The following is a 17446-nucleotide window of genomic DNA, read 5'->3' on the forward strand; positions in this document are numbered from 1 at the left end:
GCGTGGTGCCTGTTCTGCTCTTATTAAATACAATCAATATATTGACATCCAACAAACAATGCTGTATAGTGTTCCTGTAAAGAACTACTAAGAATAAAGGGATGATGTGATGGACATAAATAAAGCAATTGAATATCTGATGCATTTTGGGATGTCCCGGCAGGAAGCGACGGTTTATCTTCGGCTGATCGAAGCAGGAAAGCAGACGGGGTATGAGATTGCAAGAGATACAGGAATCTCGAGGTCTAATGTGTATGCATCATTGGCGGCTCTTGTTGAGAAGGGGGCTGCATATCTGATCGAAGAAGATGCCAAGCGGTATATTCCGGTTGATGTTCAGGAGTTCTGTGGAAACAGGATCCGCAGGATGGAGGAAGAACAGAAGTGGCTGGATGTGAATCTTCCGGGTGAGAAGAAAGAGGAAGAAGGTTATGTTACGATCGATGGTCGGGAACATATTTCAGATAAGATCCACAATCTTCTGGCTAATGTGGAAGAAAGAGTGTATTGTTCCTGTTCCGGTGTCTGTCTGGAACAGTTGAAAGGACAGTTAAAGGAACTGACAGAAAAAGGAAAAAAGGTAGTTCTTGTGACAGATCATCCATTTGAACTTTCAGGGGCAATCATTTATGTGACGAAAGAAAAAGGAAATCAGATTGGTCTGATCACAGATTCTAAATATGTACTTTCGGGTGAATATGGACAGGAGAGCAGAAACACTTGTGTCTATTCCGGACAGAGAAATTTCGTTACGCTGTTTAAGACAGCACTTGCGAATGAGATAGAATTAATCAAAATACGCGAAGGAGAAAGTAAAAATGAGTAAGAAACCATTTGTGACAAAAGAACAGGTTGAAGAGATCGTAAAGACATATCCGACACCGTTTCATCTCTATGATGAGAAAGGAATCCGTGAGAATGCGAAAGCGCTGAAGGAAGCATTTGCATGGAATCCGGGATATAAAGAATATTTTGCTGTAAAGGCGACACCGAATCCGTTTCTTCTCCAGATTTTGAAGGAATATGGCTGTGGCTGTGATTGCTCATCTTATACAGAGCTTCTTATGTCTGATGCAGTTGGAATTAACGGACACGATATTATGTTTTCCTCAAATGATACACCGGAGGAAGATTTTAAACTTGCGGATGAACTTGGAGCAATCATCAATCTGGATGATATTACACATATTGACTTCCTTGAGAAGACAATCGGACATATTCCGGAGACGATCAGCTGCCGTTACAATCCGGGCGGAATATTCAAGATCAGTAATGATATTATGGATAACCCGGGAGATTCAAAGTATGGGATGACAACAGAGCAGATCACAGAAGCATTTAAGACATTGAAAGCAAAAGGAGCAAAAGAATTCGGTATTCACGCATTCCTTGCCAGCAACACAGTGACAAATGATTATTATCCAATGCTTGCAAAAGTTCTTTTTGAGCAGGCGGTACGTCTCCAGAAAGAAACAGGGGTACATATTAAGTTTATTAATCTTTCAGGTGGTATTGGAATTCCTTACACACCGGATCAGGAGCCGAATGATATCCGCGTAATCGGAGAGGGTGTCCGCAAGGTTTATGAAGAAGTACTTGTTACGGCAGGAATGGGAGATGTTGCGATCTACACAGAGCTTGGCCGATTTATGATGGGACCTTACGGCTGCCTTGTGACAAAAGCAATTCATGAGAAAAATACTTATAAGAATTACATCGGAGTAGATGCGTGTGCTGTTAACCTGATGCGTCCGGCAATGTACGGAGCATATCATCATATTACTGTTCTTGGAAAAGAAGATGCACCGTGCGATCACAAATATGATGTAACAGGTTCTCTGTGTGAAAATAATGATAAGTTTGCAATTGACAGAATGCTTCCGGAAATTGACAGAGGAGATTATCTTGTGATCCATGATACAGGAGCACACGGTTTCTCTATGGGATATAACTACAATGGTAAATTAAAATCAGCAGAACTGCTTCTGAAAGAGGACGGAAGTGTGCAGATGATCCGCCGTGCTGAGACACCGAAGGATTATTTTGCAACATTTGACTGCTTTGAGGTTGGAAAGAAACTTTGTAAATAAAATCAAAAAAATAGTTGAAAAATGTGACCAGATATGGTAACATAAAAAAGCTGATTCGGACAAGAAGATTTTCTTGTCCGACAGAATAAGCCGCTGTGGCGGAATTGGCAGACGCACTTGACTCAAAATCAAGCGGTTAGTAGCCGTGCCGGTTCGAGTCCGGCCAGCGGCATCGAACGTAATCTCTGAACATCTTACAGATTCAATGTTTGCAAGATGTCCAGAGATTTTTCATTTTGTAAGTTCACTTTTTCCCACGTCCAACGAGATAATCAATTGAGACTGTATAATAATCAGCAAGTTTGATGAAGACATCAATAGGAACGTTGATTTTTCCAAGTTCATATTTAGAATATGTAGTCTGTTTGATGTTGAGATATGCAGCAACTTCTTTCTGCGTTTTATCATTATCTTCTCGCAAATTTCGTATGTTTTCGAATTTCATAATCCCATCCTCGTACCTTAAAGCCGGTGTGCGAATTCAACCGGAAGCAAGCTATTGTTCACAGTATCCGGTGAACAATAATCAGATATCTTTTGTATTTTTGGATTATTATATAAAAGTCCTGACACGACTATTGAATTATAGTCGTACTACGACTATAATTGATAAAAACATGAAAAATGTGCGAGAAATGAGACAGCATAAGAACTAAGGGGGATGGGAGAAAGTGATGAATAAAGAAAAAATAGATGATATGGATTATTATGAAAAGTATCTGTTGAATGCAACGAAAGAAGAAAGAGATTGCTATATAAAAGAACATCCCGATTTCATGAACGAATATCCGGTATCGTATGAACATCGGGAACTGCTTCAGGATAAGATTTATCGCGGATTGATGCGTAAAATCCGCGATTATGAAAAAAGTAAACAGGAGCGGAGATGTTAATCAAGCTCTCTTAAAATGTTTTTTAATTCTGAAAAAGAATGTATCGTCGGATAATCTTCCTTAACATCTCCAAGACCATATGCAGCAAAGATAAAAGGGATACCGGCTTTTTTGCAGGAATCAGCATCTCCCTGGGTATCTCCGACATAGACAGGGGATGTCAGGTTATTTTTCTCCATTAATTTCAGAATCGTCAGATCTTTGGAAGTCTGCGTCTGGCCAAAACAAAGGAAATCCTTGATATATGGTTCCATGCCTGCGCCTTTCATCATAACTTCAATATATCCGCACTGGCAATTGCTTACAATAAAAAGAGGATATTCCAGAGCCAGCTCTTTGAGCGTGTCCATAACGCCTTCGTAGTAAACACCGGGATGTGTTTCAAGATAGCGGTTTTCATAATCAAAACAGATATCCATCAGTTTTCTTCGAGAGTCCGTATCGAGATCGGGAAAAACTCCGGTAGCAATTTCGTCCATTGTCTTTCCAAACAGTCCCTGAAGAATTTCGCGGTTTAAGCTTGGCTCAAGATCAGAGTTCTCTTTTATTGCAAGATTCCAGGATTCGGCTACAACTTCAACAGAATCCCAAAGTGTTCCATCTACATCAAATATAATTCCATCCATAATAATTCTCCTGATAGTATTTTTGAAAATATTGTTTACAAAATATTGGAGTCAAAAGGTTACTGTTCACTCCCTAAATTATGATACCATAAAATGAACCTTTAAAAAAGAAGTTAATTAGTGTATACTTTAATAATGGTTAAAATTAAATGCAACAAAAAGCAAGAGATAATAGGAGAGAATCTGATGAGAGATAAAATTGTACTGATCGATGGACACAGTATATTGAACCGGGCGTTTTATGGAGTTCCGGATCTGACGAATTCGGAAGGACTGCATACGAACGCAGTTTATGGATTCCTGAATATTATGTTTAAGATATTAGATGAAGAGAAGCCGGAATATCTGACGGTTACATTTGATGTGCATGCGCCGACATTTCGCCATGAGATGTTTGCAGATTATAAGGGCACGAGAAAGCCGATGGCAGAGGAACTGCGTCAGCAGGTGCCCGTGATCAAGGATGTTCTGCGTGCGATGCATATAGAAGTGATTGAAAAGGCCGGACTTGAGGCGGATGATCTTTTGGGAACCTTGTCGCATCGTTGTGAGGAGAAAGGAATGGATGTTTCCATCATTTCCGGAGACCGCGATACGCTTCAGCTTGCGACAGAGCATATTAAGATCCGCATCCCAAAGACGAAGCAGGGGAAGACGGAAGTAGAAGATTATTATGCGGCAGATGTGCAGGAACGCTATGGAGTAACACCGAAGGAATTTATTGATGTAAAGGCTTTGATGGGTGATACTGCTGATAATATTCCTGGTGTTCCGGGAGTTGGCGAAAAGACAGCGACAAAGATTATTCAGCAGTACCAGACGATTGAAAATGCGTACGAGCATGTTGATGAGCTGAAACCACCAAGAGCAAGCAAGAATCTGAAAGAATTCTGGGAACAGGCACAGCTTAGTAAGACTCTTGCGACAATTAAACAGGACGCAGATATTACGTTTGAAATTGAAAATGCCCGACATGAGAATCCTTATACAAAAGAAGCCCATGAATTATTCCAAAGACTGGAGTTTAAAAATCTGCTTGGAAGATTTGATGTAGAAGCATCAGCGAATGATGTGGAAAAATATTTCCGTGAGATAACAGGGAAAAAGGAGATTGAGAAAGTTTTAAAAGAGGCAGAGAAAGCAGAAACCGTTGGTGCGGCATTTTCCAAAGATGCTGGAAATGTTCTCCCATTGTTTGCACATGCTTCAGGATATGGAAGGATTTCTCTTTGCTATGGAGCAGAAAAGATTGTTACGATTCCTTGTGATATGGATGCTGATTTTGAATATCTGACAGGAAAGTTGTCTCACCTTGCAAAAAGTGTGAAATGTTTTTCAATGTGTGGATTGAAAGAATATCTGGAATGGCTGCCGGAACTTACAAGTGAGAACGGGTTTGATGCGATCGTGGCAGCATATCTTCTGAATCCTCTGAAAAATGATTACAATGCAGAAGATGTGGCAAGAGAACACTTGAATCTTTTAATTGATGAAAAACTTGATGAGGGTACAAAATCATGTTATGAGGCATATACAGCTTATGCCTGTGTCCCGGTTCTTGAAAAGAAACTGGAAAAGAATGGGATGTTCCGTTTATTTAATGAAATTGAAATGCCGTTAGTATTTACATTGTATGATATGGAACAGGCTGGCGTTAAGATTGAAGGCGAAGAGCTGAAGCGTTACGGCGAAGAGCTTGGAGCAAGAATCGTTGAGCTGGAAAAAGAGATTTATGAAATGGCAGGGGAAGAGTTTAACATCAATTCTCCAAAACAGCTTGGCGTGATTCTTTTTGAAAAACTGGAAATGCCTCATGCAAAGAAGACAAAGACCGGGTATTCTACAGCAGCGGATGTGTTAGATAAACTTGCACCGGAATATCCTATCGTAGCAAAGATTTTGGAGTATCGTCAGCTTGCAAAACTGAAGTCAACATATGCAGACGGACTTGCAAATTATATAGGGATGGATGGAAGAATCCACAGTAAATTCAATCAGACGATCACAGCAACCGGACGTATCAGCAGTACAGAACCGAATCTGCAGAATATACCGGTTCGTATGGAACTTGGACGTCTGATCCGTAAAGTATTTGTACCAAAAGAAGGCTGCGTCTTTGTAGATGCGGATTATTCTCAGATCGAGCTTCGTATTCTGGCGCATTGTTCCGGTGACGAACAGCTGATCCAGGCATACCGTGAGGCGCGCGATATTCACCGAATGACAGCTTCCCAGGTATTCCATGTACCGTTTGATGAAGTGACAGATCTGCAGAGAAGAAATGCAAAAGCGGTTAATTTCGGTATTGTGTATGGAATCAGTTCTTTTGGACTGAGCCAGGATCTGAGTATTTCGAGAAAAGAGGCGGCACAGTATATCGAGCATTATTTTGAATCCTACCCGGGAATTAAGACATTTCTTGATAAATGTGTGAGCGATGCGAAAGAAAAAGGATATGCAGAGACTTTATATGGAAGAAGAAGACCGATGCCGGAATTAAAGTCCAGCAATTTTATGCAGAGAAGTTTTGGAGAGCGTGTGGCAATGAATGCACCGATCCAGGGAACTGCTGCAGATATTATTAAAATCGCAATGATTCATGTAAATGAAGAACTGAAGAAGAGAAATCTGAAATCACGGATGATCCTTCAGGTGCATGATGAACTTTTGATTGAAGCAGATGAAAGAGAATTAGAAGAAGTACAGCAGATCCTTCAGGATAAGATGGAACATGCTGCAGAATTGTTAGTTCCGCTTAGTGTGGATATGCATACAGGGAAGAACTGGTATGAGGCAAAATAAGATGAAAGTAATTGGAATCACGGGTGGAGTTGGCTCCGGAAAAAGTGAAGTTTTAAAATTTCTTGAACAGGAATACGGTGCGGTAGTCTGCCAGATGGATGAAGTTGCAAAGCAGATCCAGAGGAAAGGGACACAGGCGTTTTCGAGAATTGTACAAGAATTTGGTGAACAGATTGTCGGAAACAATGGTGAACTGGATCGCATGAAACTTGGAAGCTGCGTATTTGCAGATGAGAAGAAATTACAAATATTGAATGATATTGTGCATCCGGAAGTGCTGGAATGGGTTCGGAAAGATATCTTGAAGAAAAAAGAAGAAGGTTGCTCTTATTATATAGTAGAAGCAGCACTTCTTCCGGAAGTAGGAAAGGAACTGTGTGATGAATTATGGTATATTTACACAGATGAAGCGGTCCGGAGAGAACGACTGAAAAGTTCCAGACATTACACGGATGAAAAGATCACCAGAATGATTGCTTCACAACCGATAGAAGAAGTGTTTCGAAAGGCATGCACAGTTGTAATTGATAATAGTGGAGACTTTGAAGCAACAAAGAGACAAATAGGAGATAGATTGAACAAATGAGAATGTGCAGTATTGCAAGCGGCAGCAGTGGAAACTGTATCTATGTAGGAAGTGATAATTCCCATCTTCTGATTGATACGGGGATTAGTAAGAAACGAATTGAAGAAGGTCTGAATAAGTTGGAGATTAAAGGGGACGAACTCGATGGGATTCTGATCACACATGAACATTCGGATCATATTAAGGGACTTGGTGTGTTCAGCAGAAAGTACGAGATCCCAATTTATGCGACGCCGGGAACGATTGCAGGAATCAAAGAGTCTTCTAGTCTTGGAAAGATGCCGGAAGGACTTTTACATCCGATTAAGGCAGATCACCCATTTCAGCTTGGTGAACTGGACGTACACCCATTTGCCATTTCTCATGATGCAAATGAACCGTCAGGGTATCGTATTGAACAAGACGGGAAGTCCGTAGCAGTTGCAACAGATCTTGGAAAATATGATGATTATACAGTGGAGAATCTGAAAAATCTGGATGCGATCCTTTTGGAAGCAAACCATGATATCCATATGCTGGAAGTCGGAGGATATCCATATTATTTGAAGCAGAGAATTCTTGGCGATCGCGGTCATTTATCAAATGAATTGTCAGGACAGCTTCTTTGTGATATACTACATGATAATCTGAAACACATCATGCTTGGTCATCTGAGCAAGGAGAACAATTACGCAAGACTTGCTTATGAGACAGTGAAGCTGGAAGTTACGCTTGCAGATAATGAATATAAAGGGGAAGACCTGAATATGTTCGTTGCAAGCCGGGAATCAGTTTCGGATATTATTAATGTATAAAATTGAGTGAATCAAAGCGGAGGTACAGAAAGAATGAAGAAATGTATTGTCACAGTACTTGGAGAAGACACAGTAGGAATTATTGCAAAAGTATGTACATATCTTGCAGAAAATGAAATCAACATTCTTGATATTTCACAGACAATTGTTCAGGGATACTTCAACATGATGATGATCGTGGATGTTGCGAATCTGAAGAAAGATTTCAAAGAAGTTTGTGATGAGATGGATGCACTTGGCAAAGAGATCGGTGTAACAATTCATTGTCAGAGAGAAGAGATTTTTGAGAAAATGCACCGTCTGTAAACAGTCGGAGATAAGGCGAGGATAAGACTATGATTAATATGTATGAAGTATCAGAAACCAATAAGATGATCGAAAGCGAGAACCTTGATGTCCGCACGATCACTCTTGGAATCAGTCTGTTGGACTGTGTGGATTCTGATTTGGATGAACTGAACCGTAAGATTTATGAGAAGATTACAACAGTTGCAAAAGATCTTGTATCTACAGGAAAAGACATTGAGAAAGAATTCGGAATTCCGATCGTAAATAAGAGAATTTCAATTACACCTGTATCGCTTGTTGGAGCAGCAGCGTGTAAGACTCCGGAAGATTATGTGACAATCGCACGTACACTTGACCGCGCAGCGGAAAAAGTGGGTGTAAACTTCATTGGTGGATACTCCGCACTTGTGTCGAAAGGAATGACACCAAGCGAAGAGAATCTGATCCGTTCAATCCCGCAGGCACTGGCCGAGACAGAGAGAATCTGTAGTTCCGTCAATGTGGGATCAACAAAGACAGGTATCAATATGGATGCGGTCCGTCTGTGTGGACAGATTGTGAAAGAAGCGGCAGAGGCAACGAAGGACAGAGACTCTCTTGGTTGTGCGAAGCTTGTTATTCTTTGCAATGCACCGGATGATAACCCGTTTATGGCAGGTGCATTCCTCGGTGTGACTGAGGCAGATACGATTATTAATGTAGGTGTCAGCGGACCGGGAGTTGTAAAGAAAGCGATTGAAAAAGCACGTGGAAAAGGTTTTGAAGAGCTCTGTGAAACAATTAAGAAAACGGCGTTTAAGATTACACGAGTAGGACAGCTTGTTGCAGGAGAGGCTTCTGCACGTCTTGGAATTCCATTTGGAATCATTGATCTTTCTCTTGCACCGACTCCGGCAGTTGGAGATAGTATTGCAGAGATTCTGGAGGAAATCGGACTGGAGCGCGTGGGTGCACCTGGAACAACAGCAGCACTTGCAATGCTCAATGACCAGGTGAAGAAGGGCGGCGTTATGGCATCTTCTTATGTGGGTGGACTCAGCGGTGCATTTATTCCGGTCAGTGAAGATCAGGGAATGATCGATGCAGTAAATGCAGGCTCTCTTACACTTGAGAAGTTAGAGGCAATGACATGTGTATGCTCTGTAGGACTTGATATGATCGCAATTCCTGGAAAGACATCAGCAGCGACAATCTCAGGAATCATTGCAGATGAGATGGCAATTGGTATGGTCAATCAAAAGACAACAGCAGTGCGCCTGATTCCGGTTATCGGTAAAGACGTTGGAGATGTGGCAGAATTTGGTGGACTGTTAGGTTATGCACCGATTATGCCGGTGAATGAATTCGGATGTGATGCGTTTATCAACAGACAGGGACGTATCCCGGCTCCAATTCATAGTTTTAAGAATTAATAGGGAGAAATTTGATGAGTAAAGTTGCAATTGTAACGGATAGTAATAGCGGTATAACACAGGAACGTGGAAAAGAACTTGGGATTTTTGTCCTTCCGATGCCATTTTTTATCGATGGAGAACTTTATCTGGAGGATATCACACTTTCCCAGAGTGAGTTTTATGAAAAGCTCGGAGCAGATTCTGATATTTCAACATCACAGCCATCCCCGGGAGAGGTCATGGATCTTTGGGATAAAGTTCTGGAAGAATATGATGAGCTCGTATGTATTCCGATGTCCAGTGGTTTGAGCAGCACATGTGCAACAGCTATTACTCTTGCAGCTGAATATGACGGACGTGTTCAGGTGGTTGATAATCAGAGAATTTCAGTTACACAGGAGCAGTCTGTTCTGGATGCAATGAATCTGCGTGAAGAAGGAAAGAGTGCAGCAGAGATTAAAGAAATACTGGAGAAAGAAAAACTTCAGGCAAGTATTTATATTACGGTGGATACTTTAAAATACCTGAAAAAAGGTGGAAGAATCACACCGGCAGCGGCGGCAATCGGAACGGTGCTGAACTTAAAGCCTGTTCTTCAGATCCAGGGAGAAAAGCTGGATGCATTTTCTAAAGCAAGAGGCTGGAAAACAGCGAAGAAGACAATGCTCAATGCAATAGAGAAAGATCTGAATGGACGCTTTGCCGATGTTAAGGATCAGATGGTTCTTGGCATGGCTTACACATGCAGTAAAGAAGAAGCACAGGAGTGGAAAGCAGAGATCGAAGAAAGATTTCCGGGATATGAGATTATGGAAGGATCATTGTCATTGAGTGTGGCCTGCCATATTGGTCCGGGGGCACTGGCGATTACTTGCATGAAGAGATTGTAAACTGGTAACTGTGACGAAATGCGTAGCATTTTGGAAGTTGGCTCTGAACAGTTACATAATCTGTATTGGTGAGAGGTGGTACTGTTCACACGTGGTGTGAGCAGTACTCTGCTTTTTTAGGAGAATATTATGAAAATCGTTGGTCTTATTACAGAATATAATCCATTTCACAATGGACATCTTTATCATATTAAAGAATCTCTGCGTGTAACCGGTGCAGATGCAGCCGTTGTTGTTATGAGTGGTGACTATGTACAACGAGGAACACCTGCAATCATGCCGAAAAGGATACGTGCAGAGATGGCACTGATGTGTGGTGCTGGAGCTGTCTTTGAACTTCCGGTCTGTTATGCGACGGGATCTGCGGAGCTTTTTGCACTTGGATCCGTATCTCTTTTGGAGTCTCTTGGAATTGTTGATTCTATCTGTTTTGGCAGTGAATGTAATGATCTCCCAATCTTGGAACAGCTTGCAGAACTACTTCTTGAAGAACCTGAAGCCTACCAGATTCTGTTGAAAGATTATCTGAAACAAGGGATGTCTTTTCCACGCGCCAGACAGGAAGCAATTCTTTCTTATACAGAAGATCCTCGGTTTGCAGAGATTTTAAGAAATCCGAACAATATTTTGGGGATTGAATATTTGAAAGCAATCAAAAAACTTGGAAGCAGGATGGAACCTTATACGATTGCAAGACGTGGTGCACAGTATCATGATGAAGAACTGGACAGTGATTATAGTTCCGCTACGGCAATTCGTTCACTGCTTGCTTATTCAAGTTCATCTTTCAATACAGAACCAGTAGAAGGAAATTACGATGAGCTTTCGTTTTCGGGAATACTGTCAGAGTTGGAAAACCAGGTTCCAAAATGTTGTCTGGAACTTTTGAAGGATTATCATAAAGTACAGTATCCAATTTCACAGAATGACTTTTCTCTGATTTTGAAATATAAGCTGTTAAATAAACAGCCGGAAAGTTTGGTTCGATATGTGGATGTCTCTCCGGAGATTGCATTCAGAATTGCGAATCAGTTAAACAACTTTTTTAATTATAAACAGTTCTGTGATTTGTTAAAAACACGAGAACTTACGCAGACCCGAGTTAACCGGGCATTGCTTCATATTATGCTTGGAACGAAAAAGGCAAATGTGGAAGAATATATTGACAATGGCTATCATATGTATGCACGCCTGCTTGGTTTTCGAAAAGACAATGCAAAGCTTTTGACAGCTATGTCGAAGGAAAGCAGTCTTCCGGTTTTGACGAAAATGTCTGAAATTGACGATCTTCCGGAACTTGGTCAGAAAATGCTCAGACATGATATGCTTGCTTCAAATCTGTATACCTCAGTGGTGACGGATAAGTTTAAGACGGCGTTTCAGAATGAATATAAGCAAGGGGTTTTGAAGGTGTAAATTTTAATAAGAGCCAGAACAGTTGTCGTGAGAGGTGACTGTTCTGGCTCGTAATGTTCTTAGAAAAAGACAATGTTTGATAAAATTGTAACAATCTTACAAATATCCTATTACAAAGTTCAGATTGTATTTGAAAATGCACATAAAATGACTTGTATACAAAAAACGATTGAGTTATAATAGGACTAAGTGAGATAAAAAGAAAGGTGGCATTAAATCATGGGATTTATTGATGAAATCAAAGCAAGAGCGAAAGCTTGCAAAAAGACAATCGTTCTTCCTGAGACAGAGGACGAAAGAACTTACAAAGCAGCAGAGACAGTACTGAAAGAAGGACTCGCTGATCTGGTGCTTGTAGGAAGCAAAGAGGAGATTGAGAAGAACAAAGGTACATACGACATCTCCGGTGCAACAATCGTAGATCCTGCAACAGATGCAAGAACAGAAGGATATATTGCAAAACTTGTTGAGTTAAGACAGAAAAAGGGAATGACTCCTGAGCAGGCAAAAGAACTGCTTCTTAGTAACTACTTATACTATGGTGTAATGATGGTTAAGATGGGTGATGCAGACGGAATGGTATCCGGAGCATGCCACTCTACGGCAGATACACTTCGCCCATGCCTTCAGATCCTGAAGACAAAACCGGGAACAAAGCTCGTATCCGCATTCTTCCTTATGGTAGTACCGAACTGCGACATGGGAGCAAACGGAACATTTATCTTTGCTGATGCAGGACTTGAGCAGAATCCAGATCCGGAGAAACTTGCGAACATCGCTATTTCATCCGCAGATTCTTTCAAACTGCTTGTTGAGAAAGAGCCAGTTGTTGCTATGCTTTCTCACTCAACAAAGGGAAGTGCTAAGCATGCAGATGTAGATAAAGTTGTTGAGGCAACAAAGATCGCTCAGGAACTCGCACCAGAGCTTGCTCTTGACGGAGAACTTCAGCTTGATGCAGCTATCGTTCCATCAGTCGGGGAATCTAAAGCACCGGGAAGCAAGGTCGCAGGACATGCTAACGTACTTGTATTCCCAGACCTTGATGCTGGTAATATTGGATACAAACTTGTTCAGAGACTTGCTAAAGCAGAAGCTTACGGTCCTCTGACACAGGGAATCGCCGCTCCGGTTAACGACCTTTCCCGTGGATGCAGCGCTGAAGATATCGTAGGCGTTGTAGCTATCACAGCTGTACAGGCACAGGCTGAATAATTGTAATTGTTTACAGATTTTTTAAAATAGTTACGGGTAATCAAAAGAAACAAAGAGGGTAGTGTGAGCTGCCCTCGGATAATAAGAATAAGGTTTTTTCAGGAGGAAAAAAGAAAATGAACGTATTAGTAATCAACTGCGGAAGCTCATCTCTGAAATTCCAGCTGATCAACGCTGAGACAGAGAAGGTACTTGCAAAAGGACTTTGTGAGAGAATTGGAATCGACGGACGTCTGACATATCAGCCGGCTGGCGGAGAGAAAGAGAAATCTGATCTGGCTATGCCAACTCATACAGAAGCAATTCAGTTTGTAATTGATGCTTTGACAAATGAGAAGACAGGAGTTGTTAAGAGCCTTGATGAGATCGGAGCAGTTGGACACCGTCTCGTACATGGTGGAGAGAAGTTTGCTTCATCTGTAGTAATCACAGACGAAGTAAAGAAAGCAGTAGAAGAGTGTAATGATCTTGCACCACTTCATAACCCGGCAAACTTGATCGGTGTTGCAGCATGTGAGAAACTGATGCCAGGAACACCTATGGTTGCAGTATTTGATACAGCTTTCCATCAGACAATGCCGGAGAAGGCTTATATGTATGGACTTCCATATGAGTACTATGAGAAATACAAAGTAAGACGTTACGGTTTCCACGGAACAAGCCACAGCTTCGTATCTAAGAGAGCAGCAGAAGTAATGGGAAAATCTTACGATGAAGTAAAGACAATTGTATGCCACCTCGGAAATGGATCCAGTGTAAGTGCTGTTCTTAACGGAAAATGTGTAGATACTTCTATGGGACTTACTCCACTTGAAGGACTTGTAATGGGAACACGTTCAGGTGATATCGATCCTGCAATCATGGAGTTCATTGCTAAGAAAGAGAACCTTGACATTGAAGGTGTTATGGAAGTACTGAACAAAAAGTCTGGTGTATTTGGAATTTCAGGCGGACTTTCAAGTGACTTCCGTGACCTGACAGACGCTATGAATGCCGGAGATAAGAAAGCTAAGATCGCTATGGATGTATTCTCATACAGAGTAGCAAAATACATCGGATCTTACGCTGCAGCTATGAATGGTGTAGATGACATCGTATTTACAGCTGGTATCGGTGAGAACGATGATTATGTAAGACAGGAAGTATGTAAATACCTTGGATACCTCGGAGTGGATTTCGATTTCGAAGTGAATACAGGACTCAGAGGAAAAGAAGCTGAGCTTACAAAAGAAGGATCTAAGGTAAAAGTATTTGTTATTCCTACAAACGAAGAGCTTGCAATCGCTCGTGAGACATTAGCGCTTGTAAAATAATTGAAGAAATCTTAATATGAGAAAGTGTATACGATGGTGATCTGTAAAGATTATATCGTATATGAGCGCAGGACTGAGGTGCCAGGAGAGCAGTTCAGTCCTGCTTTTGCGCATAGAAGAAGCAAAAATGTATCCAATACATTTTGCTCTTCACAATATTTTTAATAGAAATTATAAATATCTGTTGACAAACATTTTTTCCATGATATAATAGTTTAGGTATGAATAGGAGAAATACATTATGTTGATTAACCTATCAGACGTTTTGTCAGACCAGCATAAGACGGTTGAAGAAACTGTGCGGCTGGAGATGGAAGAGATCCGGTTACAATCCGGAACCTACCCCATTATCAGCAAGGAGCCGGTTCATGTTAAAGTAGAGCATATAAGGGGAAAAGAACTGCTCATCACAGCTGAGACCAGATTGAGTGTCATGATTCCATGTGACCGTTGTCTGGAGGATGTGAAACGGGAGTTTGAACTGAATTGTGTGAAACATGTGGACGTAGGCCTCTCCGACGCAGAACTGACAGAGGAGCTGGATGAATCAAACTTTATTGACGGATATCATCTTGACGTGGACAAACTGCTCTTTCATGAGATTTTGTCGAGCTGGCCGACGAAAGTACTTTGCAGGGAAGACTGCAAGGGATTATGCAATGTATGCGGTCAGAATTTAAATACGGGGTCTTGTAACTGTGAAGATACAGGACTTGATCCGAGAATGTCAGTTGTCCGTGACTTATTTAAGAATTTTAAGGAGGTGTAACCTATGTCAATCTGTCCAAAGAATAAATCTTCAAAAGCAAGAAGAGATAAAAGAAGAGCTAACTGGAAGATGAGCGCACCGAATCTGGTGAAATGCAGCAAGTGCGGCGAGCTTATGATGCCACACCGTGTATGTAAGGCATGTGGATCTTACAACAAGCGCGAGATCGTTTCAGTTGACTAATGATCAATAAGATATTGAGTGTACTGCGAACAGAACACTTGAGGGCGTAAAAACTTTGTGTTTTACGCTCTTTTATTGATTTTTATACTGATATCCAGTAGAATAATTTCAGTAGCGCAAGGAGGAAATGATATGTCAGAGATTACAAGGGTTGCTCTTGATGCCATGGGTGGAGACAATGCACCAAGAGAGATGGTAAAAGGTGTCGTAGAGGCAGTGCAGAAGAGAAAAGATATCAAGGTACTGCTGACAGGTAAGGAAGATGTGATTCGCAAGGAACTCTCCGCTTATACGTATCCAAAGGAGCAGATTGAGATTGTGAATGCTACAGAGGTTATTGAGACGGCAGAACCTCCGGTGAAAGCAATCCGTGGTAAGAAAGATTCATCCATTGTTGTTGCGATGAAGATGGTGAAGAAAGGGGAAGCAGATGCTTTTGTATCTGCAGGAAGTTCAGGAGCTGTTCTTGTTGGAGGACAGGTTCTTGTAGGCAGGATCAAAGGTGTTGAAAGACCACCGCTTGCACCACTGATTCCTACATTAAAAGGTGTTTCACTTTTGATCGATTGTGGAGCTAATGTAGACGCGCGCCCATCTCACCTGGTACAGTTTGCAAAGATGGGATCCATTTATATGGAAAGCGTTATGGGAAAGAAGAATCCGACAGTTGGTATCGTGAATATCGGTGCTGAAGAGGAGAAGGGAAATGCGCTGGTGAAAGAGACATTCCCACTGTTAAAAGAATGTCCTGACATTAATTTCATTGGAAGTGTTGAGGCACGAGATATTCCTTACGGAGCAGCAGATGTCATTGTCTGTGAAGCATTTGCAGGTAATATTATTCTGAAGCTTTATGAGGGTGTTGCAGGAGCACTGCTTAAGAAAGTGAAGAAAGGAATGCTTTCTTCTTTGCGTAGTAAGATAGGGGCACTGCTTGTGAAACCTGCTTTAAAGGGTGTACTGAAAGATTTTGATACAAGTGAGTATGGCGGCGCACCGCTTCTTGGCCTGAACGGACTTGTAGTAAAGACACATGGAAGTTCAAAGTCAAAGGAGGTATGCAACTCAATCATTCAGTGTGTTGCATTTAAGGAGCAGAAGATCAATGAGAAGATAAAAGAGGCAATTCAACAGGAGACCCTGGAAGAAAAGAAAGAAGAGAAAGAAGTCGAATAAGACAGGAGGAGTTTTACAATGACAGAATTTGAAAAACTGCAGGCAATTATTGCGGACGTACTTAATGTTTCACCGGAGACAATCACACCGGATACTACATTCGTAGATGATCTTGGAGCTGACTCTCTGGATATTTTCCAGATCATTATGGGAATTGAAGAAGATTTTGACATCGAGATCGATAACGAAGAGGCAGAGAAGATCACAACAGTGCAGGATGCTGTTGATCAGATCCAGAAAAAGAAGGCTAATGAATAATCAGATAGTGAGATGAAAAAGCCCGTTTGGGCTTTTTCGTTTATTAACACAAAGGAGGCCATTTAAATGGACAGAGTAAAAGAACTGGAACAAAAGATCGGATATGTGTTTAAAGACAAAAGCCTGATCGAACGTGCATTGATGCATAGTTCTTATACAAATGAGAAGCATTTGAAGAAATATGAGTGTAATGAACGCCTGGAGTTCCTTGGAGATGCAGTATTGGAATTGGTATCAAGTGCTTATTTATTTAATGAATTTCCAAAGGTATCTGAGGGAGAATTGACAAAGACACGTGCAAGTATGGTATGTGAACCGTCTCTGGCAATGTGTGCAAGAGATATCGGACTTGGAGATTACCTGCTTCTTGGAAAAGGAGAAGAGGCGACCGGTGGAAGAAAAAGAGATTCTATCACATCTGATGCGATGGAAGCATTGATCGGTGCTATCTATCTCGACGGTGGTTTTACTAATGCAAAAGAGTTTATCCATCATTTTATTTTGACAGATTTAGAGGATAAAAAACTCTTTTATGATAGTAAAACGATCTTACAGGAGATCGTGCAGGCGAATATGACGGGGAATGTAAGTTATGAACTGATTGATGAACAGGGACCGGATCATAATAAGATTTTTGAAGTGGAAGCAAGAATCGGGGGAAAAGCCTGGGGACGTGGAAAAGGAAGTTCGAAGAAGTCAGCAGAACAGCAGGCAGCTTATGAGGCAATCCTGAATCTCAGAAAGAAAAAGTAA

19 protein-coding genes and 1 tRNA gene are annotated in these 17446 nt (G+C 41.2%); 18 read left to right on the top strand and 2 right to left on the bottom strand.

The genetic code is table 11. From position 1 onward, the window contains the following. Positions 1-109: 109 nt before the first annotated feature. The 3 genes from DXB52_RS00400 to DXB52_RS00410 all read left to right on the top strand — a co-directional run bounded on the left by DXB52_RS00400 (position 110) and on the right by DXB52_RS00410 (position 2262). Positions 110-826, top strand: a complete 717-nt coding sequence (locus DXB52_RS00400) for a TrmB family transcriptional regulator (protein ID WP_117836133.1) — start codon at positions 110-112, stop codon at positions 824-826. Continuing rightward, positions 819-2090: a diaminopimelate decarboxylase gene (locus DXB52_RS00405; protein WP_118106245.1), complete on the top strand. Its 1272-nt coding sequence runs from the start codon at positions 819-821 to the stop codon at positions 2088-2090. The genes DXB52_RS00400 and DXB52_RS00405 overlap by 8 nt, the downstream gene beginning before the upstream one ends. Positions 2091-2179: 89 nt before the next feature. Then, positions 2180-2262, top strand: a tRNA-Leu gene (locus DXB52_RS00410). Positions 2263-2334: 72 nt separating this feature from the next. On the opposite strand, the gene DXB52_RS00415 is transcribed toward DXB52_RS00410, so the two are convergent. Continuing rightward, positions 2335-2535, bottom strand: coding sequence for a helix-turn-helix domain-containing protein (locus DXB52_RS00415; protein ID WP_020436712.1), 201 nt, complete (start codon positions 2533-2535; stop codon positions 2335-2337). A 229-nt stretch (positions 2536-2764) separates the two neighbouring features. On the opposite strand from DXB52_RS00415, the gene DXB52_RS00420 reads away from it, so the two are divergent. Next, positions 2765-2983, top strand: coding sequence for a hypothetical protein (locus tag DXB52_RS00420; RefSeq protein ID WP_117540155.1), 219 nt, complete (start codon positions 2765-2767; stop codon positions 2981-2983). Here the strand turns inward: DXB52_RS00420 and DXB52_RS00425 are convergent. Beyond that, positions 2980-3609 (bottom strand): HAD family hydrolase, encoded by a 630-nt coding sequence (locus DXB52_RS00425; protein WP_118106247.1) that lies wholly within the window; start codon positions 3607-3609, stop codon positions 2980-2982. The two genes, DXB52_RS00420 and DXB52_RS00425, sit on opposite strands and share 4 nt — an antisense overlap. 186 nt (positions 3610-3795) lie before the next feature. On the opposite strand from DXB52_RS00425, the gene polA reads away from it, so the two are divergent. The 14 genes from polA (at position 3796) to rnc (ending at position 17446) form a co-directional block, all read left to right on the top strand. Continuing rightward, positions 3796-6411 carry a DNA polymerase I gene (gene polA / locus DXB52_RS00430; RefSeq protein ID WP_117540158.1) on the top strand — a complete coding sequence of 872 codons (2616 nt, stop codon included), beginning with the start codon at positions 3796-3798 and terminating at the stop codon, positions 6409-6411. A gap of 1 nt (position 6412) precedes the next feature. Next, positions 6413-6997, top strand: a complete 585-nt coding sequence (gene coaE / locus DXB52_RS00435; protein ID WP_117568118.1) for a dephospho-CoA kinase — start codon at positions 6413-6415, stop codon at positions 6995-6997. Then, complete coding sequence (locus tag DXB52_RS00440; protein ID WP_117568119.1) at positions 6994-7791, top strand: MBL fold metallo-hydrolase; 798 nt, start codon at positions 6994-6996, stop codon at positions 7789-7791. The genes coaE and DXB52_RS00440 overlap by 4 nt, the downstream gene beginning before the upstream one ends. A 33-nt stretch (positions 7792-7824) precedes the next feature. After that, complete coding sequence (locus tag DXB52_RS00445; protein WP_117568120.1) at positions 7825-8097, top strand: ACT domain-containing protein; 273 nt, start codon at positions 7825-7827, stop codon at positions 8095-8097. Positions 8098-8126: 29 nt separating this feature from the next. Then, positions 8127-9491 carry a PFL family protein gene (locus DXB52_RS00450; protein WP_055144491.1) on the top strand — a complete coding sequence of 455 codons (1365 nt, stop codon included), beginning with the start codon at positions 8127-8129 and terminating at the stop codon, positions 9489-9491. A 14-nt stretch (positions 9492-9505) separates the two neighbouring features. Beyond that, positions 9506-10363: a DegV family protein gene (locus DXB52_RS00455; protein ID WP_117568122.1), complete on the top strand. Its 858-nt coding sequence runs from the start codon at positions 9506-9508 to the stop codon at positions 10361-10363. A gap of 129 nt (positions 10364-10492) precedes the next feature. After that, the gene (locus DXB52_RS00460; protein WP_117540168.1) at positions 10493-11779 is read left to right on the top strand and encodes a nucleotidyltransferase; all 1287 of its coding nucleotides are present in this window, start codon (positions 10493-10495) and stop codon (positions 11777-11779) included. 219 nt (positions 11780-11998) lie between these two features. After that, the gene (pta, locus tag DXB52_RS00465) at positions 11999-12994 is read left to right on the top strand and encodes a phosphate acetyltransferase (protein WP_015528922.1); all 996 of its coding nucleotides are present in this window, start codon (positions 11999-12001) and stop codon (positions 12992-12994) included. A gap of 116 nt (positions 12995-13110) precedes the next feature. Then, positions 13111-14307: an acetate kinase gene (locus tag DXB52_RS00470; protein WP_117540170.1), complete on the top strand. Its 1197-nt coding sequence runs from the start codon at positions 13111-13113 to the stop codon at positions 14305-14307. A 241-nt stretch (positions 14308-14548) separates the two neighbouring features. Continuing rightward, the gene (locus DXB52_RS00475) at positions 14549-15076 is read left to right on the top strand and encodes a YceD family protein (RefSeq protein WP_015528924.1); all 528 of its coding nucleotides are present in this window, start codon (positions 14549-14551) and stop codon (positions 15074-15076) included. Positions 15077-15079: 3 nt separating this feature from the next. Continuing rightward, positions 15080-15259, top strand: coding sequence for a 50S ribosomal protein L32 (gene rpmF, locus DXB52_RS00480; protein ID WP_015528925.1), 180 nt, complete (start codon positions 15080-15082; stop codon positions 15257-15259). A 132-nt stretch (positions 15260-15391) separates the two neighbouring features. Beyond that, the gene (gene plsX, locus DXB52_RS00485) at positions 15392-16435 is read left to right on the top strand and encodes a phosphate acyltransferase PlsX (protein WP_118106250.1); all 1044 of its coding nucleotides are present in this window, start codon (positions 15392-15394) and stop codon (positions 16433-16435) included. Positions 16436-16453: 18 nt separating this feature from the next. Then, a complete protein-coding gene (acpP, locus tag DXB52_RS00490; protein WP_015528927.1) occupies positions 16454-16693 on the top strand; it encodes an acyl carrier protein in 240 nt (79 codons plus the stop codon). Positions 16694-16759: 66 nt separating this feature from the next. Continuing rightward, positions 16760-17446, top strand: coding sequence for a ribonuclease III (gene rnc, locus DXB52_RS00495; RefSeq protein WP_020436721.1), 687 nt, complete (start codon positions 16760-16762; stop codon positions 17444-17446).

The sequence above is a fragment of the Ruminococcus sp. OM04-4AA genome (assembly GCF_003462585.1).
Lineage (GTDB): Bacteria > Bacillota > Clostridia > Lachnospirales > Lachnospiraceae > Mediterraneibacter > Mediterraneibacter faecis.